The following is a 22,179-nucleotide window of genomic DNA, read 5'->3' on the forward strand; positions in this document are numbered from 1 at the left end:
AATAGAATGTCAAAATAGTCCTGTACAGCATTCACAGTATTCTAACTCATTCTCCTATGCCTGGTTAAAAAGAGCGATTTACACAATCACTAAATCTCCTCTCTTTGTCATCGTAAATTTTCTTAGAAAATGATGGATCCGCACCAAAATCATATAATTTGCCTACATTTCATAAGTAGCCTATTTGTCATTATTTTTGATATTGACTCTTAATTTAGTGGAGTACAGCGAGATGGAAAAAAAATCGGCGTTTTTAATGACGGCGCTATGTGGTTTTGCCATGAGTGGGTATGCCGTTGAATATAGTGAAGCTGAGCAAACACCTGTTTTTGATACGTTTGTGTTAAGCAGCCCTAACATGCACCATGGTGGACGGTTACCTATGTCCTACACATGTGATGGTGAGAGTGCTAGCCCGCCATTAAGCTGGCGCGGCGCACCAGAGTCGACACAATATTATGCGTTAGTCATGCAGCATAATGCCCCGGACGGTATCCATTGGTATTGGACTATGTACAACATTCCTGTAACCAAAAACCAAATACAGAGTGGTGAAATACTGGGTGAAATTGGTAATAATAGTGTTAACCGCTTGCTTCAATATGCGCCACCTTGCTCTAAAGGGCCTGGTGAGAAAGTTTACCAATTTACCCTCTACGCTTTATCGGAATTGGCTAAAATAAACACTGATAAACCAATGGATAGAGCTACATTGCTTATGTCTATAAAAGACATTACTCTTGGCTCGGCCACCATGACGATGACTTATGAGCGTGAGCCCTATAAGCGACCGCAGCAATCAGAAGCCAGGCCTAGACCTGCTGAACCAGAGAAGCTTAATCCTCCTGCATTAACAGATAGTATAGATTCCCCTCGATGCCATGATATTAGACGCTCGATAAATGCGGCTGGCTTCTCATCAAGTGTCTCAGTAACTTGTGATAATGATTACGCGTATGTCGTGTCTTCTACTTACCCCGACCATGCAATGATGACGGGCATCACAGGGACTAATGAGCAAATACCGGTTCCAGCAGAAGGTTATGCCGCTCCCATTAAGCTTCATCCTAAAAAAGCAGATACCTTTACCACCATTGATGCTGCCGTCGGTGTCGCCGTAAACGGAGTACCTATTTATGATTATTCATCTCAAGGGGAGTTGGATGTACATGAATACGATCAAAAACACGATACCTTGGTGCTTGGTCAATTAGACAATTGCGGGGGGCATGCTGGTCGCGGGGATGATTACCACTATCATGTATCACCTACTTGTATGATAGATGTAATGGAAAATCAAGGTGATGATGCCATCATTGGCTGGGGCTATGACGGTTACCCTTTATATGGGGATAAGAACCCAGATGGAAGTGACATTTCGGCTGACTCGCTAGATGTATGTAATGCTCAAGTCGATGAAAAGTACGGCTACCGTTATCAAACCTCTACGACACCACCTTATATTATTCAATGTTTAGTTGGTGAGGTGGATAGGCAGAAATTGCCTCGGGTTGCGCCTTTGAACGGTGATTATGAAGGTATAAGAGCAGACCTTCGTCCACCACAAGATGAGGTAAAAAATTTAACTCATACGATTTCCAAAGAAGGGAGTCGCAGTATGCGTTACCAATATCAAGGCGAAGATTATTTCACCACTTACACGCCTTCTACTCAAAGCAAAGGGTGTTATGACTTTCAGCAAAAGACCATTAGCAATGGTGGAAAGCTTGAGTCGGGCATATTTTGCCGAAGTGAACAACCGACTAATACCAAATCAGCGACTACAGTCCCAACAATAAAGCGCCGCTCAGTCCTATCTGGTACGCACAATTTAAGACTAGATGCCTGGGCTGATAACTGGTTTGCGGCCTATATTGGCGAAGTACTTTTGGTTGAGGATTCAGTATCAATCACGACCGAGCGTTCTTTTAATGCAGAGAGTGTTTTATTTTCAGCCGATTACCCCATTGAGTTGAATGTTATTTTGAAAGATTTTAAACAGAATGATTCCGGCTTAGAGTACATTGGTGCTCGAAATCAACAGATGGGTGATGGTGGTTTTATCATGCAGCTTACCGATACAGACACCAACAAGGTGGTTGCGGTAAGTAGTAGTGACTGGAAGTGCGAGATACTGCATAAAGCACCGCTTAATAAATTGTGTGAAAGCGAGTCAACTCCAATTCCTGGACAAGGCTATTGTACTTTTATTTCAAAGGGTGCTCCTGCTAATTGGTTAGACAGTGGTTTTGATGATTCTAAATGGGCAAACGCTACTGAGCATTCTGCGTCCTCTGTGGGCCCCAAAGATGGCTATAACGATATTAATTGGGACCGCCGTGCGAAATTTATCTGGGGTGAAGATCTAGAAACAGATAACACTCTTATTTGTAGAGCCACTATAGAAGAGCCTAAATAAGGAGTCAAAAATGCAAGTGATGATTAAGTTTCAACTATGTAAACGTGTTTTTCTGAATCTTTTAGTGATCGTGTTCAGTATGATGATTTTGCCTGTTCAAGCACATACGTTAGAGGAAACGAGTGCTCAAGTTATCTTGAGGGACGGTCAGGTTGAAGTAAGAGTCCTTACTGACATGGATCATCTAATTCTGACGCTACAGAATGATCAGGCGTGGTTAATGGGGGATATTGATGCGGTAATGCCAGACGGTTTGACTCATGATCAGCAAGAGGTCTTTATTAAAAACGCACTTAAAGCAACGTTTAGTCTGTTTGTGAACCGCCAGTCCCTCCCATTTGAGCGAGTTGCCGTTGCCAATCATGGTCATGATACTGAAATTGTTTTTCAGGCTCGGCATGCATTTGCAAAAGTAACAGACATCACTATATCCTTTCCGAAAAGCTTGGGCAGTGTACACGCCAGTTTTGTGAAGCCACAATATAGAATCCTGAGTGCTGATGATACGGCTACTATTATTTTTTAACGGTCTTTAATTATGTTTACGTGCCTGTGAAATTAATACATAAGTTCTTTTTCGCTTTTTTTATCACTAGCATGGCGCTTGTAGGTCTCATGTTTGTGTTTATTTATCTGACGTTTTCCAGTGGTTTTAATCACTATGTTGAGCAAGAAGAGCAGAAACATGTGGATGCAGTGAAGCAACAGTTGATTGACCTTTATGGGCAGTCTGATGGTTGGCAGCCGATTAAACAAAACACACTATTATGGCGCTCGATAGTTGAACAAAATGTAGACCCAAGAACCCCGCAACAACGGAACTTTAAAAATGAAGCTGAATTACCGCAAGACAAATCTTCTAAAGGCAGGACGAATCCCCCATCCCCCTCTTTTTTATGGATAAATCTCCCTCCGGGCTCATTGAAAACAGGTCAAAGGATCAGTTTATATGATGTAAATAAAGAGGTAATTGTCGGTAGGGAGTATTTAACAGATAACCCTCAAGTAGAGTCCATTTTACTGAATAATAAGGTTATTGGCTGGATAGGTTTTGAACCTTCTCGATTAGTAGAAAGTAGTCCTGCGAAGGCATTTTTAAGCGCTCAATTTCATAATTATTTTATGATTACCCTTGGTGTGATGTTATTGGCTTTCATTATGGCGATTATTTTATCTCGACATTTAATAAAACCGATAAGACAAATTGTCTCGGGAACCAATGCATTAAAAAAAGGGGATTTTTCTAATCGTATTCCTGCTCTCACTCAAGATGAGCTTGGAACGTTATCTAAGAACGTCAATGAGTTGGCTCAAACACTTGAAGAGAATCAGCAAATGCGGGCTCAGTGGGTGTCCGATACGTCACATGAATTAAAAACACCACTAACGGTACTTCGTTCCCATCTATTGGCTGTACAAGATGGGATATTTGTTGCGGATGAAAAGCGTATTGCTTTGCTGATCAAGCAAGTGGATAACCTGAACCATATTGTTGATGATCTTACGCAGTTGTCCCATAGAGACGCCGGGGTTTTTACCTATACACAGGTAGATTTGGATATTATTCAAGCGTTCGAAAGTAGTCTCGATGATTTTGTTATGCGGTTTGAGCAACAAGGGTTGTTGGTTCACCGACAGGCATTGCAAACAGTAGGGCAATGCCTAGTTAGGGGAGATAGAGATCGCTTACAGCAACTGTTTGTGAATCTATTGGAAAACACGTGTAAGTACACGAACAGAGGAGGGTCTCTCAATATTGAGGTGAATAAAACAAGGTCTCATGTTGTGCTAACTTTACAAGACTCGGCTCCCAGTGTTACGCCAGAAGACCAAGAAAAGTTATTTGAACGTTTTTATCGGGTTGAAAAATCTCGCAATAGAGAGCTAGGCGGTTCGGGTTTAGGTTTGGCTCTCTGTAAACAAATAATTGAAGCTCATAAGGGCGACATCTCTCTGCAAGACTCACCCTTTGGTGGTTTGTCCGTTCAGGTGCGCTTTCCGTTACTAGGGTAATGATGATGTCTAAGCAAACAATTCTCATCGTTGAAGATGAAGAAAATATCGCCGAAGTACTGATTGCTTATAGTCATCAGCAAGGCTATAGCACGGAATATTTTAAGAGTGGTCAAGGAGTAGTAGATTTTGTGAAACACAATACTGTGGATTTAGTGCTTTTGGATATCATGCTTCCTGTGGTCAATGGTATCGACATTTGCAAGCAGATTCGGGCTTTTTCAAATGTTGCTATTATTATGGTCACGGCAAAGCGGCAGGAGATCGATAAATTAATAGGGCTTGAATTGGGTGCAGATGATTATGTCTGTAAACCATTTAGTCCAAAAGAAGTCATGGCGAGAATCAAAACCGTCTTAAGAAGAGCGCCCCAATCTGGCAATAATGTGCTGAAACATTCGGCTTTTGAACTGCATAAAGACAGTTATCTTGCTCTGTTGCACGGTCAGCAAATGAGTCTGACCGCGGTAGAATTTAAGATCTTAGCGTTGTTGCTAGGGAAGGTCGGCCGTGTATTTAGCCGAGAAGACATCATTCAACACGCTTACCGAGAAACGACAGATATTTCGGACCGTAATATCGATAATCACATCAAAAATATACGTAAAAAAATTCAAGAAATTGAAGCGGGCTTTAACCCTATTTCTACTGTCTACGGCGTAGGGTATAAGTTTCTAAAAGAATAAAAACGGCCATTAACTCAGAGGGGGACTGGATAACCGTAAGAGGCCATAAGTGCTTAGTTATGCTACTTAAAGCTGTTCTAAATCAATCGATTAAAGATTAGGGGGTAATTCCCCCTTTTTTTGGGTTCTGAATTTAGCTTTTTAAGTGTCTTGGTGTTTAAGGGGCGACTTGTGAAATGGCTTTTGCGACGTCTAAAAGCTTTTCTTTTGCGGATTCAAATTCATTGTGATTATGCATGATTTGGTCTGCTCCTGAGATGTTTATTGCAGCGATGGTTTTGCCTAAATAATTGGTAATCGGGACCGCGATGGCTGTGGCATTATCAGAGCGATTACTAGAGAAACCTTGAGCCCATTCTTTGCGTAATAGCTGTTTTAATTCTGGTAGTGACTGGGGGTGCGGTCCTGGATATAAGTCGAGTTGTAAGGATTGATACATGGCATTTAATTCAATATCACTCAATTGTTGCAGTAACACTCGCCCCATTGCATTGGTATGGCATGGCAGTCTTGATCCCAATGGAATATTAACGGACAGGCGCTGTGATGCTTGTGAGCGATAAATATAGACAGTCTCTAAACCATCACGAATGCCTAAATGACATGAAATCGACGTGTTGTCTCTTAATTCATTTAGATGAGGGGCGGCTATGTCAACTAAATCCCGACCTGCTAAAAAGGCAAACCCCCGAGAGACCACTTGTGGTCCCAATTCATAGGCATTACGAGTCACTTTTTGTAGGTAACCCATGTCTAATAAAGTTTGCACTATTCGATAAGTGGAAGAGGCGCTCACGCCTAAAGAGTCCGCAAAGTCCTGAGTGTTTAGAACACGATTTTCCTTATCAAACATTTCTATAATCTGTAACCCTCTAGATAATGCAGGAACATGGTAATCGCTATTTTTTGTCATTTTAAATCCAAATATGATGTTTTTTTTTGTATATGAATTAATTTTCTGTTTTTTTGCTTTGTTCTAATTTTTTACTTTCAAAATTGATTTATTTAAATATATTGGAATACAGCTGTGATTAATAGTGTAAATACTATTTTTTATTTATATGTGCTCGTATTTTTATCTGTGGGGATTGGTGTTATGTCGAAAGAATTTGTTTTAAAAGCGTCCTGTGAAGCGGCAAGTGGGATTGTTGCAGCTGTCTCATCTTATTTGGCCGAACACAGTTGCTATATATCTGAGATGCATCAATTTGATGATGAAGATAGTAATCGCTTTTTTATGCGTGCTGAATGTCGAATTGAAGGAAATGAGCAAACAATTGAGTCAATTCGTCATGATTTTGATGAGCAGGTCGCACGTTTCGACATGGAATGGGACATCCTTGATAAAAACAAGCCTGTAAAAGTACTGCTCATGGTGAGTAAGTTTGATCATTGTCTAGATGATCTCCTTTACCGTCATCGTAAGGGCGAGTTACCAATGCAGATTACTGCCGTTGTTTCAAATCATAGAGATTTAAGGCCTATGGTTGAACGTGAAGGCATTCGCTTTATTCATTTACCAATAACTAAAGATAATAAGGCGGATCAGGAAGCGGCCTTGTTGGATATTATTGACGAAACGAATACAGATTTAGTGGTGTTAGCGCGTTATATGCAAATTTTATCGAATTCCCTTTGTGAAAAATTACATGGTCGTGCGATCAATATTCATCACTCGTTCTTACCTGGTTTTAAAGGCGCTAAGCCTTACCATCAAGCCCATGAAAGAGGTGTGAAATTGATTGGCGCAACGGCTCACTATGTGACATCAGATCTTGATGAAGGCCCTATCATTGAGCAATCTGTTCAGCCAGTTGATCATACTTATTCACCTGATCGTTTAGTGGCGGTAGGACGTGATACGGAAACCGTAGCGTTAGCGAAAGCCGTAAGAATGCACCTTGAGCATCGGGTGTTTATGTATGGCAATAAATCGATTGTTTTTAAGTAGCGAATTGAGGAGAGCGTCATGACAATTAAGATTGATGGCAAAGCGCTGGCGGATGAGATCGTTCAAAGAGTGGCTAACGATGTATCGATTTTTAAGCAAGAGCACAGTATTGCGCCCGGATTGGCTGTTGTGCTGATTGGGGAAGACTCAGCGAGTGCCGTCTATGTACGTAATAAAGTAAGACGTGCAGAACAAGCCGGTTTGCGATCCATTGAGCATTACTTATCGGCGGACGCAACGCAACAAGAATTAGAAGACCTCATTGATGATTTAAATAAAGATCATTTAGTTCACGGTATTTTAGTGCAGCTACCGCTTCCAGCCCATCTTTCTGAAAATCGAGTAATAGAAGCCATTTCCCCTGTAAAAGATGTGGATGGTTTCCACCCTGAAAATGTGGGTAGGTTGGTGGCGGGGCAAGCGGCTTTGACTCCCTGTACGCCACTTGGTTGCATGATCATGCTTAAACGTCTACTGCCGGATTTATCCGGTAAGCATGCAGTCGTTCTTGGACGATCCAATATTGTTGGTAAACCAATGGCGAATTTACTTTTGCAAGCTAATTGCACTGTAACCGTGGTTCATTCTAGAACTCAGAACATTGAATCTCTCTGTCGAACGGCGGATATTTTAGTGGCCGCTGTTGGGCAACCCTTATTGGTTAAAGAAAGTTGGGTTAAGCCGCAGGCGGTAGTAATTGATGTGGGAATTAATTCGGTTCTAGTAGAGGGTAAGAGAAAGTTAGTCGGAGATGTGGATTACAACACAGTATTTTCTAAAGTCTCAGCCATCACGCCTGTACCGGGCGGGGTAGGCCCAATGACGATTGCTTGTCTTATGCAGAATACTCTTAAAGCCGCCCAGTTCCAATTAGGTATGTCTTTGGCTTAATGGCGCTACAAAATTAGATTTATTTAGGAAGTATATTATGCCTTTTTCGTTATTGAAATACGGATTAAAAAACGACTACCCATTTGAAAATGACATCGATCTACCATTACCTACAGAGTTAAAGAAGCACTATGATGTTGTGATTATCGGTGGTGGGGGTCATGGTGTGGCCACGGCTTTTTATCTTGCAAAATACCATGGCATTACTAATGTGGCTATTTTGGAGAAAGGTTATCTTGGTGGTGGCAATACGGCGCGAAATACGGCGGTTATTCGTTCAAATTACTTAACCTCGGAAGGTGTGCGGTTCTATAAAGAATCCGTGGATATGTTCAAAGGGCTGTCTAACGAGTTTGATTTTAACATCATGTACTCTTCACGTGGTCAGCTAACCCTAGCCCATACGGATGCTACAATTCGCTCATTCCGTCAACGAGCAGAAGTAAATACGCACTTTGGTGGAAAAACAGAATTAATTGACCCTCAGCAAATTAAAGAACTGGTTCCTACGCTTAATATGAACCCCGCCGACATGCCTGTTTTAGCTGGTTTATGGCATATGGATGGGGCAACGGCTCGCCATGATGCTGTGGCTTGGGGTTATGCTAAAGGGGCCACACAACGAGGCGTTGAGCTTCACCAATTGACGGAAGTGACGGATGTCATCATTGAAAATGGTAAAGCTAAAGGGGTAAAAACCAATCGCGGAACCGTTAGTTGTGGTTGCATTATTCAAGCTGTAGCAGGGCATAGTTCCATTGTTGCGGCCATGGCAGGTATTAAAATGCCGATTACAACCTATCCTCTGCAAGCCATGGTGACGCAGCCTGTGAAGCCTTTCTTAGATCCTTTGGTTAGTTCATCCGCTCTGCATTGTTACGTGCAACAAACTGGACGAGGAGAAATTGTTTTTGGTGGAGGCTCTGACCCCTATCCGCTTTATAACACCCGTTCCACTCTGGACTTAAAAGAAAGTTTATTAGCCAGTGCAGTTGAAATGTTCCCATTTATGGCGAATTTAAAGCTGATGCGTCAATGGTCAGGCATCACCGACATGACGTCAGATTACAGTCCTATTATGGGGTTAAGTCCAGTAGAAAACTATTATCTTGATGCAGGTTGGGGAACATGGGGGTTTAAATCTACCCCTATCTGCGGCAAATCCATGGCTGAGTTGGTTGCTAGTGGAGGCAAGGTTCCTGAGATTATAGCGCCATTTGCAATGGATCGATTTGATGTCTTTCGTCAGGTTAACGAAATGGGTGCCACGGCAGCAAGCCACTAAGGGGTTATTATGAAAATTATGAATTGCCCATTAAATGGGCCAAGAAATATCAGTGAATTTGTGTATGGCGGTGAAGTTAAAGCTATGCCTAACATTCTAACTTGTACGGATAGAGAGTGGGCTGATTATGTATTTTATTCTGAAAATACGATACGCGTCATTACTGAATGGTGGTTTCACTCTCCATCCGGTTACTGGTTTATCGCGGAAAGGCATACAGCGACGGATGAGATTTTTAAAACCTATGATCCTTCTGAATTATTTAATCAGCGCATTGATTTTGAGGCGACGTCTGCGCTTGAAGCGGAGAAGCCAGTATGACCAGTCATAATAGATTACCTATGCCGTCAGGCTTATATATTAATCGGGATAAGCCCTTGTCTTTCACTTTTGAAGGTCAAATTTATCAAGGTGTAGAGGGAGATACGATAGCTAGCGCATTGATTGCTAATGATCAATGGTTAATGTCTCGTTCTTTTAAATACCATCGTCCACGAGGACCGCTGACCATGGCTGGTCAAGATGCGAATACCTTAGTGCAATTAAAAAATGAGCCCAATGTATTAGCTGATAAGCAGGTTATTTCCAACCGTTTAGAGGTCTTGGGTCAAAATTATAATGGCTCACTGGAAAAAGACAAAGATGCAAAATTAGGGTATGCAGGACGGTTTATGCCTGTAGGCTTTTATTATCGCGCCTTTTATAAGCCGCTGGGAGTGTGGGATAAATGGGAACCTCTTATTCGAAAAAAGCCGGCTTAGGTTTTGCTGATCTGACTTTTACGCCTATTTATCATGATAAATCTTATCTTTTTCATGATGTTGCTGTCATTGGAGCAGGACCTGCTGGGCTTGCGGCCTCTCTCAAAGCGGCCGATGCCGGAGCAAATGTTTTACTTGTCGATGAAAACCCCATGTTAGGTGGCGCTTTGACCTATCATAGGTTTGATGTGGCAGGGGTACGTGCGGCTGAATTAAGAGAGCAGCTAACGGCCAAGGTTCGCCATCATAAGAATATTACTGTGTTAAACAGTGCGACTTGTAATGGTTGGTTTACGGATAACTATCTGCCCGTTATTCAAGGCAATCGTATGTATAAAGTGCGTGCGAAGCAATGTATTGTGGCTTCGGGAGCATTTGAGCAGCACGTGGTGTTTCGTAATAATGATATTCCAGGTGTCGTTATGTCCAGTGCTGCGATGAGATTAATGACTCAGTACGCAATTAAACCAGCGAACAAAGCCGTTGTTCTTGCGGGTAATGATGATGGATATCTATGTGCACTCGAGTTACTTAAAAATGGAGTCGAAGTGGCTGTCATTGTGGACATGCGTTCACAAAGTTCGGATCCTTTACTACACTCAGCTGTGATCGAAAAAGGCATTAATGTGCTTTTCAATTCGACGGTATATGAGGCGTTACCTAGTACTGATAAAAAGCGTCTTGCCGCGGTGCAAGTACATGCGATTACTGGAAGAGGGAAGGTCGCCGCTACTGGTGTCACTATTCCTTGTGATTTGCTGTGTATGTCAGCGGGATATATGCCAGTGTATCAGCTTCTTTGTCAGGCTGGAGCTAAGTTAAGTTATGACGATGACAGTGCTCGTTTTGCATTAACGAATCTTCCGAAGAACCTGCATGTGGCAGGCTCTGCAAACGGTGTGCATGAATTAGATGCGGTAATCAATGACGGTGAATTAGCGGCCTATACAAGCTTAACTTTATTGGGTCTAGCCAGTGATGAGCCGCAACCTGTGACTTGTAATAAGCAGACTAACTTTCCTTGGCCGATCTTCTCTCATCCAAAAGGTAAAGATTTTGTTGATTTTGATGAAGATCTTCAATCTAAAGATATTGTGAATGCAACCCGTTTGGGTTATCGGGATGTCCAGCTGGTTAAACGATTTTCAACTGTGGGAATGGGGCCGTCTCAAGGGCGTCATTCGGCGTTACCTACCGCACGTTTGGTTGCTGATGCCACGAACCGCACAGTAACGGAAACAGGTGTTACGACGGCAAGGCCCCCTTTCGTTCCTGAAAAACTGTCTCATATTGCTGGTCGTATATTTAATCCATATAAATTGACACCGATGCATCAAAAGCATCTAGAGTTGGGTGCTCATATGATTCCTGCTGGGATTTGGCAGCGTCCAGCCTACTATGGGAATCCTATCGATCGGGATAAGGTGGTCCAACAAGAAGTAGAGATGGTCCGTAATGCCGTGGGTATTATTGATGTGAGTACGTTAGGAGGTCTGGAAGTTAGGGGACCGGATGCGGCCGAGTTTGTGAATCGTATTTATACCTTTGGTTTTTTAAAGCAACCAGTGGGTAAAACCCGTTATGCGATACTTACGAATGAACAGGGCGTTGTGGTTGATGATGGTGTTTCTTGTCGAATAGGGGAAGATCATTTCTATATTACAGCGACGACTGGTGGCGTTGATGCGGTTTATCGTGAGATGACGAAATGGAATGCACAATGGCGCTTGAGTGTGGATATTGCCAATGTGACATCGGCGTTTTCAGCGGTAAATGTAGCAGGACCATTGGCGAGGAAAGTACTTAGTAAAGTATGTTTTGATGTGGATTTATCGAATGAATCGTTTCCCTACCTAGCGTATCGAGAAGGAACGATTGAAGGTGTCCCCATTCGATTGCTACGAGTCGGGTTTGTTGGCGAGTTAGGCTATGAAATTCATATGCCTAGCCTTTTTGGTGCTACCATTTGGGATGCGTTAATGGCCGCAGGATCAGAGTTCAATATGAAACCATTTGGTGTGGAGTCTCAAAGGCTGCTGCGTTTAGAAAAAGGTCATATTATTGTTAGCCAAGACACGGATGGTATGTCTCACCCAGGGGAGCTATCACTAAACTGGGCAATTAATCGTAAGAAGCCCTTTTTCATCGGTAGACGCTCTGTCGATATCGTGATGGAACGTCAACAAACGAGAAAGCTGGTTGGCTTTAAGCTGAGTTCCGAAAGCTGTCGTCCAAAAGAAGGGCATATAGTATTAGCGTCTTCTGATCAGAAGGATTGTGCCATTACTGGTAATGTCACTTCGTCTGAATATTCAACCACCATAGGTGCAAATATCGGGTTGGCTTATGTTGGCATTGAGCAAAAAGAAGTCGGCTGCAAATTCCCCATTCGAGTCGATAACGGTGAAATCGTTATGGCCGAAGTGGTTCAGTTACCATTTTATGACGCTAATAACTCTCGTCAGGAGGTGATCTAATGGATTTCTATAATCTAAGTTCAGCCAAGTCTTCTCGAAGCAGTCTACTCAGTTTAAATAAAGTAGATCGCTCTCACTCAAAATTAGAGGTGCAAGATTGTACTGTGTATTCCCGGGTGGGGTTTAGAGGGGTAGGTGCGGAGGCTTTCTTAGAGTCAAATGGCTTGCCAATACCCAAATTGCCCAATCAATCTCTCTCCTACAAGAATGGCTTGATCATATTGCGCTTGAGTAAATCTGAGTTTTGGGTGGTCGATACAGCTAACAAACATCACGCATTGATTGAGGCCTTGGAGTTGAGCTCAAAAGAGGCAATTAATGTGTATCGGTTGTATTGTCAGCATAGTCATGGATGCTTTTTGATTACAGGGGATGCTGATTTAACTGTGAAGATGTTTTCTAAAGTATGCAGTGTTGATTTGAGTCAGGGTGTGTTTGCACTAGGTAGTATCGCTCAGACTTCTGTTGCTCGAACGAATGCTATTGTAACTAAGCAGAGCATGGATGGGGTTGTATTTACTTTATTATTGGCCGATGTGGCCAGTACTCAATACTTATGGGAAGCGATAGAGGATGCGGCATCTGAGTTTGTCTAGACAGTGTTGATCTTGCAATAAAAGCCACTAGATATAGGGTCAGGTGATTATGTGACCCTATTATCTTGGTTTACTGTCCTCTTCTATGGTTCTTAGTTGCGTATTGGCTAAAAGGAGATCGAATGGTTGCCAAAATATTTAGTACCATGCTCTATCTTTTTGAGCTACTCATTGAAACTTAAGTCCGTGTTTGGCGTTTGTATAGGTAGCGGTGATTAATAGCTATTAGGCTTGTTATGACCTAGTTATATTTAAAATTATTGCGTGTTTTTTTGTAGGATAATTGTTTGTTCTTTAGTTACTGAGCGCATTTTTAACTAATTAATGTATAACTTATTCCTTCGTATAGGTAGTTTTTTTTCATATTTGTATTATGTTGAATGTATTCTGTTGTTTTTGAGTTTTATTATGTTTTTTATAAAAAAAATCTAATAGATTAAAGTGCGTTTATATCGAATTATCAGTCGATATTTTCTTAAGCTCATATTTTTTCTTACATTAAAGTGAGAATTTAGAAACGAGTTTTACCTTTGTTAGTTATTGAGAGTATTGTTTTATGCTTTCTCCTTAATCTTAAACAAAAAAAGGAATGTTAGATGAAAAATAAATTAGGTACTTTGTTAGTGTCTGTAGGCTTAGGGCTAGGTTTAGCCTCTGGTACAGTTATGGCTCAAGAGCGTGTCTTTTTTGGGATTGCAACAGGTGGTACAGGAGGAACTTATTATCCTCTTGGCGGAATGTTGGCTCAAGTTATTTCTAATAACTCAGATCTAGGTGATAAAAAAATATCGGCTACCGCTGAAACAGGTAACGCTTCTGTTGCGAATGCGACCTTGTTAGGGCGTGGTGCGATAGAGTCGGCTTTCGTTGCAGCCGATGTATTGGATGCGGCTTATAATGGTAAAAATCAGTTTGATGGCAAAGCGATCAAAAACTTGCGTGCGTTAGGTGCCTTATATCCTGAAACGGTACAACTGGTATCACAACCGGGTATTAAAACTTTCTCTGATTTGAAGGGTGAATCTGTCAGTTCTGGCTCTCCAGGTTCTGGTCAATGGCAGTTATTAGGTGACTTATTGGTTGCTTATGGTATGGATCGTAAAGATATTAAAGAAGATTACTCTTCATTTTCACAATCTGCAGAAAAAATCAAAGATGGCAACCTTGGTGCGTCTTTAATTACCGCAGGTTCTCCTACCTCATCCATTGTTGAACTGTCTAACAGCCATGATGTGAATATTATTCCTTTATCTGGTGCGGCTATTGATAAATTACGTCAAAGCCAACCTTATTACGCTAAAACTGTTTTGCCAGCAGGGACTTATAAAGGAATTGATAAAGATATCGAAACCATTGCGGTACGTGCAATTTGGGCGTCTCATGCGGATTTATCCGATGACGTAGCTTATGCCGTAACGAAAGCCTTGTATGAAAATACAGACACTATGGCTAAAGTTCATGTAAAAGGTAAAGAAATTACGCTGCAAACGGCTTTAGAGTCTGTGTCTATTCCATTACACCCAGGTGCTGAGCGTTATTACCGTGAAAAAGGCCTTATTAAATAAGATCTTCTCTTTTGGAATGGGGGTTGTGATCGCCGTAACCCCCTTTTCTTTATTTGGCTCAGCATTAAGCATTAGCCAAACGAGAAGTGATGTATTTTTAGAGTGTGTTGAATTAAGTGATGATCGCTTTGACTTAAGCTTTATCCACTCTGTCTCTCTTACCCCCGTTGTTGATAAATATAGTGTCGTTACCAGAGGTAATGAATTGTCTATTCTTCAGACGGCGGAACATTTTATTGCTCATGGGCAGGGGTTGCCATCCTTGTTGAATGAACCCGATGCTTATGATTTTGAGTCTAAGAATGGAGAGTTTATTTTAAAAATGCATCGGGAGATACCTAACCTGATTGTTCGAACGGATAGTCGATTTCAGAATAGACTCCATACTAGTGATATTACGGTGAACCTTAACCAATGGTCTGATATTGGCTTACATATTGTCCCAATACAAGCCTGTGAACCAGACGTGACGACGGTGATAAAAAATGAGTAACATTCATCCAAAGCAAAATGAGAATGAAGCTATTCTTAGTCAAGAAGAGCTCGATAACTTGGTAAAAAAATACGATAGTGAAAGTAACTTTCGTAACTCAAGAGGCTTATTAAAAATATTTATAACCATAACCTGTGTTGTACTGAGTTTGTTTCATGTTTATACATCTGGTTTTGGTTTATTAAATGAAATCTCTCATAGAGCAACCCACCTTACTTTTATAATGGGGCTCTTGTTTCTTGTTTTTCCTCGCAAGGAGCCAAAAAATAAACCATTAAGCATGGTTCTTGGCTTTGCTTATGGTGGGTTCTATTTATTTATTGGCAATCAGCTGGCGACGGCTCTTTCAGGACAAATTCCAGCTTGGCAGGTATACAGTATTTACTTATTTACCATCATCATTTCTATCTCGGCACTGCCTCTTTCATTTCTGAGAGAAAAAGCCGGTAGAGTGGGTGTGTTAGACTGGTTGCTTGCCATCATGGGCGCAAGTTTCTCCGGATATTTAGTCTTCTTCTTTCAAGAAATTTTTGTCATTAATATCGGCTTCCCGCAACCAGAAGAGTACATAATGGGTGGTATGGCCATTTTATTAGTACTAGAAGGCGCGAGGCGTACCATGGGGGAATCCTTGTCTCTTATTGGTGTTGTGTCTTTGCTCTATGCCATCTTTGGTCCATCCCTTCCTGGTATGATGGCCCATCGTGGCTACGATATTATTCGCCTAGTCGAGCACCTTTATTTAGGGACTGAAGGTATTTATGGCATCGCAATTGGTGTCGTTGCAACCTATGTATTTCATTTTGTTTTATTTGGTGTTCTGGCACAGGCATCCGGTCTTGGTAAGTTATTTATTGATCTTGCTTCTGTTTTATCCGGCCGCTATGTTGGTGGGCCTGCGAAAGTGTCCGTCGTTTCATCTGGTTTTTTTGGTATGATATCCGGTTCTCCTGTGGCAAATACGGTTACTACAGGTGCGTTTACTATTCCCATGATGAAAAAGTATGGGTTTAGTGGCCGATTTGCCGCTGCAACGGAAGCCGCTTCTTCTTGTGGTGGACAAATTACACCTCCTATTATGGGGGCTTCTGCCTTTGTTATGTCGGAAATGCTAGGGGTTCCGTACAACGAATTAATCCTGATAGCTATTATTCCAGCGGCATTTCATTACCTGGCTGCCTTATGTATGGTGCATTTTGAAGCGAGGCGTTTAGGCTTAAAAGGCATGCCAGCTTCAGAAATTCCACGCTTGTCGAATGTTCTTGCTCGCCATTGGCACCAAATGATTCCGCTTATTGTTATGGTGTCTATGTTGCTTATGCAGTTTACTCCATTTTTAGCCGCCTTCTGGGGAATCATCTTAACGGTTGTCTGTTCTTACATTCCATTAATTTTAAAACCAATGGGCTTTACTCGATTAGATGCTGATAGTGTATTAACACCTAAGAAGCTGATAGAAGGGCTAGAGGAAGGGGCGAAACAATCTATTGCAATAACCGCTGCATGTGCTTGTGTCGGCTTCTTATTAGGTGTAACGACACTTACTGGTTTAGGCTTTAAGTTTTCTGGTGCGATTGTTGGATTGGCTACAGACTTAGGTACATGGTTCAGCGCATTGGTTCCTTTTGGTTTACTCGATCAATCTGGTGTTATCCTATTTTTTGCCCTCGTTTTGGTTGCGATTGCGTGTATTTTGATGGGGGCGGGTATCCCAACAACGCCAACTTACATCATTCTTGCGTCTATTGTTGCTCCAGCCTTAGATGACTTCGGTATTGCTATTTTAGCGTCACATTTCTTCATCTTCTACTATGGTGTGCTAGCTGACGTGACGCCTCCTGTGGCTCTGGCCGCCTATGCAGGAGCTGGTATTGCAGGATCTGAACCAATGAGAACGGGTGTGACGGCATTTAGGTTATCTATGGGTAAAGCTTTAGTTCCCTTTATGTTTGTCTATGCGCCAAGCTTACTGTTCTTGAACTTTGACGCGATTGAGTTTGCTTTAGCTATGTTTAGTGGCATTTTGTGTATTGTGGCGTTGTCTTCAGCCTATATCGGCTTTTTTAATGCGGAATTAAGCACGATGCAAAAAAGACTACTGACGGTTGCGGGTTTGATTTTGGTGGGTAATAACCCTTGGTTAATCGCTATTGCTTCTGCTGTTGTATTAACCATACTGTATCGAAATCATATTGCTGGAAATCAGTCACTCTCCTTGAGTTCCTAAGTACATCTAATCATCTCTAACTAACACTTTATTGAGATAATAATGGCATTTTCTTATTTATAAATAAGAAAATGCCTGTCTATCGAGAGAGCATAAGGGGTTATTGTTTCTATTTTTACCCTTAGTAAAGTGTATCTATTCACTCATATAATCGGTACTTAGAGGTTATATAAGTGGTGTAATGACCTCTTTTTATTTGAAAAAAATGATCGATTTATTTAATGAGGATACTGTTGTGACACAGAATATTTGCCAGCAAGCCTATTTTGCCAAACGTGCTTTATTGTCTAATGGCTGGGAGCATAATGTTCGTTTTATTGTTAAAAGTGGGCACATTCACTCAATTGTGGCGGATAGTGATCAACAATCTAGCGACATATTTTTATCTGGTCCCGTGTTACCTACGCTTGCGAACTTGCATTCTCATGCTTTTCAGCGAGTGATGGCTGGCGCGGCTGAGGTTAGTTTAAACCCCAATGACAGTTTTTGGAGTTGGCGTGATTTAATGTATAAAATTGTGCGAAGGCTTACACCATATGAGGTGAAAGTGATTGCCACACAGCTTTATATTGATATGTTAAAAGCAGGTTATTCTCAAGTTGGAGAATTCCACTATTTACACCATGATGCCAATGGAAATCGTTATCAGCACCCGGCAGAAATGGCTATGCAATTGCTTCAAGCGGCAGATGATTCAGGGATAGGGCTGACTTTATTGCCAGCTCTGTATTCTTATGCAGGATTTGGTCAGCAAGCGCCTAATGCCGTTCAAGAACGCTTTATACACTCTAGCGATACGTATTTATCTCTTCATCAATCCTGTGAACAAGCTATTTCGAATGATATACGTCACCAAATAGGCATTTGTTTTCATTCCTTACGAGCGGTAAATAAAGAACAAATAGAGGTGGTATTAGCCAGTCTTGATTCAAGGTTGCCCATTCATATTCATATTTCGGAACAGCAGAAAGAAGTACAAGACTGTCTTAATTGGAGTGGTCTTCGTCCTGTGCAGTGGCTGCATAATGAAATAGGTCTTAATAAACGCTGGTGTTTAGTGCATGCAACGCACCTAGACCAAAGCGAATTAAAAGCCATCGCGAGTAGTCACGCTATTGCTGGATTATGTCCAACGACAGAGGCGAACCTTGGCGATGGTATTTTCCCCGCGGTTGAATATGAAAATGAAAAAGGACGCTGGGGGATTGGCTCTGATAGTCACGTGAGTTTATCTGTTGTTGAAGAGTTGAGAACGTTAGAGTACAGTCAACGTTTGCGAGATCAACAACGTAACCGTTTACATCAGCCGGCGCAAAGTCATATAGGGGATCACTTGTATCAGCAGGCACTGTTCGGTGGAAATCAAGCGTGTGATGTGTCACTGGGTTTATCGGTAGGGTGCCGAGCTGATTTTATGGTTCTAGATAACCAACACCCTTTTATTGCAGCAAGTGAAAGCAAAGATATACTTAACCGCTGGCTATTCGCTAGTAATGAAAACCTTATAAAGGATGTCTTTGTGGCAGGGAATCAGGTTATTAACGATTACCACCACAAATGTGAAGAAAACAGTCGCGAGGAATTTACCCAGGTAATTAAAAAGGTTATCTATGCATAACCTTTTTAATTCTTTTTATTTGAGAATTTAGAACTAATATTACTCTTGTTATTCATTAAATAATGATTTTATCTCTACCGCTGTTTTTAGCTTGATACAGCTTTTTATCCGCCTGTTCAATCAGCTCCCTTGCGGAAATAGACAGGGCGTCTTCTGCATGAACAACGCCAAAGCTCATGGTAACATGTTGATCTTTGGCTACGGGATTCTTTTTAAGTTCTTCCCGTATATCATTCAACCGATCTAGCACTTGAGGTAGATCGGTATTAATGAATACTAAGGTAAACTCTTCGCCGCCATAGCGTGCCACAATATCTGAAGTAAGACGAGCATGGCTTTTTAGGTTCATAGCAACTGAAATAAGGGCAAGGTCACCAACTGTGTGACCAAATTTGTCATTAATACGCTTGAAATGGTCTATATCACATAATACAAACGTGATTTGCTGATGGTTTTGTTGCGCGTATTTCAAGGCTTGTTTAAATACTTGATTGAATCCTCGTCTGTTATAGAGTTTTGTTAATTCATCCGTCAATGCATCTTCAAGTAAATGATCCTTTTCTCCCTGCAAGACCGAGGTTCTTTCTGCTACTTTTTTTTCTAAGTCTTGCATAATATCGAACAAGTTATCTGCCATTGAACTCAGTCCTTGGCTGAGGGAATTAATTTCACGAATTTGACTTAAAGGATGGGGTAATCGCTGAATAATCTTGATGTCTTTGGCATTTGCTGCTTGATTGAGAGCCTGAATAGGGCTTCCTATATACCAAGCAATTAAGGAACCAATTAGGCCAATACAGATAAACAATACAAGAGTAATCATAACGGTACTTTGGGTGTAGCCAGCTAACAATGCTTTGTGGTAGGCGCTCGGAATCAAAATGCCTATTAACCATTTCTTATCGTATTCTAGTGTAATGGGTCTAACGTAATATAAATACTCTTGACCCTCGACGTTTATTTTGTAAGAGCCTGCCGTCAGAGTATGGCTAGCTAATTGAAATACGGAGTTAGAGTGGTTATTAAGATTAACTCGTGAAGTAACGCCATCGACGGTTTTAAAGAGTTCACTTTGTTCAGAAGACGCAATGAGTGAGCCATTCTCTTCAGTTAAGAAAAGATAGGCACCGTTTACTAGTTCTAAAGATTTAAGGTATTTATCCAATTCAAGTAAAGCAATACTGGTTGCGGTGACACCTAATAGCTCCCCTTTTTGATTATAAATAGGTGCGGATAAACCGACACCGAGAGTTGGATAGCCGTAATATGGGTGGATGTTACTCCAAGCAACAGTATTGGCTTTGATGGCATCCTGATAAAAAGGTCTGGTTCTGGGATCATAGCTAAAACTGCCATCATCAACTATTTTAGGGCCAATAAAATGCTTAGGGTCATAATTGTACCCCTCCATCGTCAGCGGCTTATTGATGAAATTGGCAGCGATATTGTGTTGTCCTCTTTTGATTGGGTCCTGAGCAGAAGCGAGATAACGCCCATCAACCGTTGCCATCGAAATAAAGGTCATCTGATTATAAGGAGTAGCCTGCTCGTAAAACCGATCCGCAAGAGGAACTAGATTATCCACTAATTCAGGTCTATTGGAAAAGGCATTAAGGTTGATTTCAACGATATCGCTTAATGGCGCCATAAACCCTTTAACACGGTCATAGATACGACCTTCGACCTCTTTTATATATTGAATGCCGACGCTACTTGCAATATTTGAAATAGTGACAGTTGAAACTAAATACATAGTGATACCCGATATCAAGGCAAGGATCACGAATGGGGTAACAATTAGCCAACGCAATGGAATGGGTTTCATCTCTTGTTCTCGTTTTGTACCGTGTCGCGTTAACGTCAACCACGCTAAGAATGTATTTATTACTTATTTAACTATAGACATTAATTAATAATAAAGCCGTTGTAGATTTGTAACTTTATAAGGAACAGGCTATCAGTATAAGCAAATGCGATAGTTTATTCAGTGACAATGAAAGAGGTTACTAAATAATAAATAGGGATGACAAGATAAAGATGGATGGAAACGATTTGAGGTTTTTGTTTCTTATATAAAGAGGGACACTAAACAGTGATAGGTCAGTAAAATAATAGCCGTATTTGTGAGTAATCAACAAATACGGCTATTGATCCGTGTTACATGGCTACATTTTTGCCTCTTTTATTGCCGCGTTAAATTGATCTAGTAAATCTTGACCTAGTACTTTTGCCTGAGCATCGATAACCTTTTTAGCCGCATTTCTCATTTTATCCATCTCTTCAGATGCAATGCTGTTTACTTGCATTTTGGTTTTTAAGAAATCCAGAGACTTTTTAGCTTGTTCTCGGCTGTCTTTTCTTTCCGCTTCTCTTGATGTCACAGCGGCTTTTCTGATGATGGTCTTTTCATCATCACTCAGTTTATCCCAGAAAGGTTTACTGATTAACATTACCCATGGGCTATAAACATGATGTGTTTGGCTAAGGTATTGTTGTACTTCATAAAATTTACTTGATTGAATCGTGCTGTATGGGTTTTCTTGTCCGTCTACAGCACCGGTTTCTAAAGCCGTAAATAACTCTGAAAACGCCATTGGTATCGCATTAGCCCCCATATCGTTGAACAATTCTAAATACATAGGATTCTGCATAACACGTAATTTAACCCCTTCTAAATCGTCCATAGTTTTTATTGGACGCTTTGAGTTGGTTAAATCTCGAAAGCCGTTTTCCCAGTAAACAAGCCCAACTAAGCCGTGTTCTTCTAGGCCATCAAGCATGCCTTGTCCAAACTCTCCATCTAGTACTTTGTCTGCCTCAGAAGCATTGTTAAACATGAAGGGTAAATCCCAAATGGCAAAGCTTTTATCGATACCAATTAAAGATGAGGTGGCTGTGATCATCATCTCTTGAGCGCCACCAATTAAGGCATTTTGCATTTGGTTTTCATTACCTAACAAGGCATTGGCAAAAGGCTTTACTTTGAATTTTCCATCAGATAAACGACTTACTTCTTGCTTAAAGGTTTCTACTGCTCGTCCTTGTTTACTATCTTGGTTTAATCCATAGCCAAAGCGTAAAATTCGTGAGTTAACATCTTGGGCGCTGGCACTAATTGAACCAATCGTTAAAGAGGCTCCAACAGTAATCGCTAAAAGAGATTTAAAGGCTTTTTTTGATATTGTTATTTTTTTCAT

General features: G+C 41.2%; 18 protein-coding genes. 15 read left to right on the forward strand and 3 right to left on the reverse strand.

The genetic code is table 11. The features are described 5' to 3' along the window. Window positions 1-232 precede the first annotated feature (232 nt). From O1D97_RS00220 to O1D97_RS00235, 4 genes are read left to right on the forward strand one after another with little or no spacing between them, the layout of a single operon-like run. The gene (locus tag O1D97_RS00220; protein WP_269121742.1) at window positions 233-2,419 is read left to right on the forward strand and encodes a YHYH protein; all 2,187 of its coding nucleotides are present in this window, start codon (window positions 233-235) and stop codon (window positions 2,417-2,419) included. A gap of 10 nt (window positions 2,420-2,429) precedes the next feature. Continuing rightward, window positions 2,430-2,945 carry a hypothetical protein gene (locus O1D97_RS00225; protein WP_269121744.1) on the forward strand — a complete coding sequence of 172 codons (516 nt, stop codon included), beginning with the start codon at window positions 2,430-2,432 and terminating at the stop codon, window positions 2,943-2,945. Window positions 2,946-2,971: 26 nt separating this feature from the next. Continuing rightward, window positions 2,972-4,432, forward strand: a complete 1,461-nt coding sequence (locus tag O1D97_RS00230) for an ATP-binding protein (RefSeq protein WP_487353043.1) — start codon at window positions 2,972-2,974, stop codon at window positions 4,430-4,432. A gap of 5 nt (window positions 4,433-4,437) precedes the next feature. Beyond that, window positions 4,438-5,118, forward strand: coding sequence for a response regulator (locus O1D97_RS00235; RefSeq protein ID WP_269121748.1), 681 nt, complete (start codon window positions 4,438-4,440; stop codon window positions 5,116-5,118). A 157-nt stretch (window positions 5,119-5,275) separates the two neighbouring features. Here O1D97_RS00235 and O1D97_RS00240 read toward each other — a convergent pair whose 3' ends face one another. After that, a complete protein-coding gene (locus O1D97_RS00240; RefSeq protein ID WP_269121750.1) occupies window positions 5,276-6,031 on the reverse strand; it encodes an IclR family transcriptional regulator in 756 nt (251 codons plus the stop codon). A 183-nt stretch (window positions 6,032-6,214) separates the two neighbouring features. On the opposite strand from O1D97_RS00240, the gene purU reads away from it, so the two are divergent. From purU to O1D97_RS00295, 11 genes are all read left to right on the forward strand, one after another. Continuing rightward, window positions 6,215-7,069, forward strand: a complete 855-nt coding sequence (purU, locus tag O1D97_RS00245; protein WP_269121751.1) for a formyltetrahydrofolate deformylase — start codon at window positions 6,215-6,217, stop codon at window positions 7,067-7,069. 18 nt (window positions 7,070-7,087) lie between these two features. Continuing rightward, on the forward strand, window positions 7,088-7,960 hold the full coding sequence (gene folD, locus O1D97_RS00250) for a bifunctional methylenetetrahydrofolate dehydrogenase/methenyltetrahydrofolate cyclohydrolase FolD (protein WP_269121753.1): 873 nt from the start codon (window positions 7,088-7,090) through the stop codon (window positions 7,958-7,960). 37 nt (window positions 7,961-7,997) lie between these two features. Beyond that, window positions 7,998-9,245: an FAD-dependent oxidoreductase gene (locus O1D97_RS00255; RefSeq protein WP_269121754.1), complete on the forward strand. Its 1,248-nt coding sequence runs from the start codon at window positions 7,998-8,000 to the stop codon at window positions 9,243-9,245. 9 nt (window positions 9,246-9,254) lie between these two features. Then, the gene (locus tag O1D97_RS00260; RefSeq protein ID WP_269121755.1) at window positions 9,255-9,566 is read left to right on the forward strand and encodes a sarcosine oxidase subunit delta; all 312 of its coding nucleotides are present in this window, start codon (window positions 9,255-9,257) and stop codon (window positions 9,564-9,566) included. Further along, a complete protein-coding gene (locus tag O1D97_RS00265; protein ID WP_269121757.1) occupies window positions 9,563-10,006 on the forward strand; it encodes a 2Fe-2S iron-sulfur cluster-binding protein in 444 nt (147 codons plus the stop codon). The genes O1D97_RS00260 and O1D97_RS00265 overlap by 4 nt, the downstream gene beginning before the upstream one ends. Further along, on the forward strand, window positions 9,973-12,483 hold the full coding sequence (locus tag O1D97_RS00270) for an FAD-dependent oxidoreductase (protein WP_269121758.1): 2,511 nt from the start codon (window positions 9,973-9,975) through the stop codon (window positions 12,481-12,483). The genes O1D97_RS00265 and O1D97_RS00270 overlap by 34 nt, the downstream gene beginning before the upstream one ends. Further along, window positions 12,483-13,079 (forward strand): aminomethyltransferase family protein, encoded by a 597-nt coding sequence (locus O1D97_RS00275; RefSeq protein WP_269121759.1) that lies wholly within the window; start codon window positions 12,483-12,485, stop codon window positions 13,077-13,079. Before O1D97_RS00270 ends, O1D97_RS00275 begins: the two co-directional genes overlap by 1 nt. A 596-nt stretch (window positions 13,080-13,675) precedes the next feature. Then, window positions 13,676-14,644 (forward strand): TAXI family TRAP transporter solute-binding subunit, encoded by a 969-nt coding sequence (locus O1D97_RS00280; protein ID WP_269121761.1) that lies wholly within the window; start codon window positions 13,676-13,678, stop codon window positions 14,642-14,644. Continuing rightward, window positions 14,622-15,137, forward strand: a complete 516-nt coding sequence (locus O1D97_RS00285; protein WP_269121762.1) for a DUF1850 domain-containing protein — start codon at window positions 14,622-14,624, stop codon at window positions 15,135-15,137. The genes O1D97_RS00280 and O1D97_RS00285 overlap by 23 nt, the downstream gene beginning before the upstream one ends. After that, complete coding sequence (locus O1D97_RS00290) at window positions 15,130-17,364, forward strand: TRAP transporter permease (RefSeq protein ID WP_269121763.1); 2,235 nt, start codon at window positions 15,130-15,132, stop codon at window positions 17,362-17,364. Before O1D97_RS00285 ends, O1D97_RS00290 begins: the two co-directional genes overlap by 8 nt. A gap of 235 nt (window positions 17,365-17,599) precedes the next feature. Next, the gene (locus tag O1D97_RS00295) at window positions 17,600-18,982 is read left to right on the forward strand and encodes a formimidoylglutamate deiminase (RefSeq protein WP_269121765.1); all 1,383 of its coding nucleotides are present in this window, start codon (window positions 17,600-17,602) and stop codon (window positions 18,980-18,982) included. Between the two features lie 55 nt (window positions 18,983-19,037). On the opposite strand, the gene O1D97_RS00300 is transcribed toward O1D97_RS00295, so the two are convergent. Continuing rightward, window positions 19,038-20,807, reverse strand: a complete 1,770-nt coding sequence (locus O1D97_RS00300) for a sensor domain-containing diguanylate cyclase (protein ID WP_269121767.1) — start codon at window positions 20,805-20,807, stop codon at window positions 19,038-19,040. Between the two features lie 340 nt (window positions 20,808-21,147). After that, a complete protein-coding gene (locus tag O1D97_RS00305; RefSeq protein WP_269121769.1) occupies window positions 21,148-22,179 on the reverse strand; it encodes a TRAP transporter substrate-binding protein in 1,032 nt (343 codons plus the stop codon).

Source organism: Marinomonas phaeophyticola (assembly GCF_026966905.1).
Lineage (GTDB): Bacteria > Pseudomonadota > Gammaproteobacteria > Pseudomonadales > Marinomonadaceae > Marinomonas > Marinomonas phaeophyticola.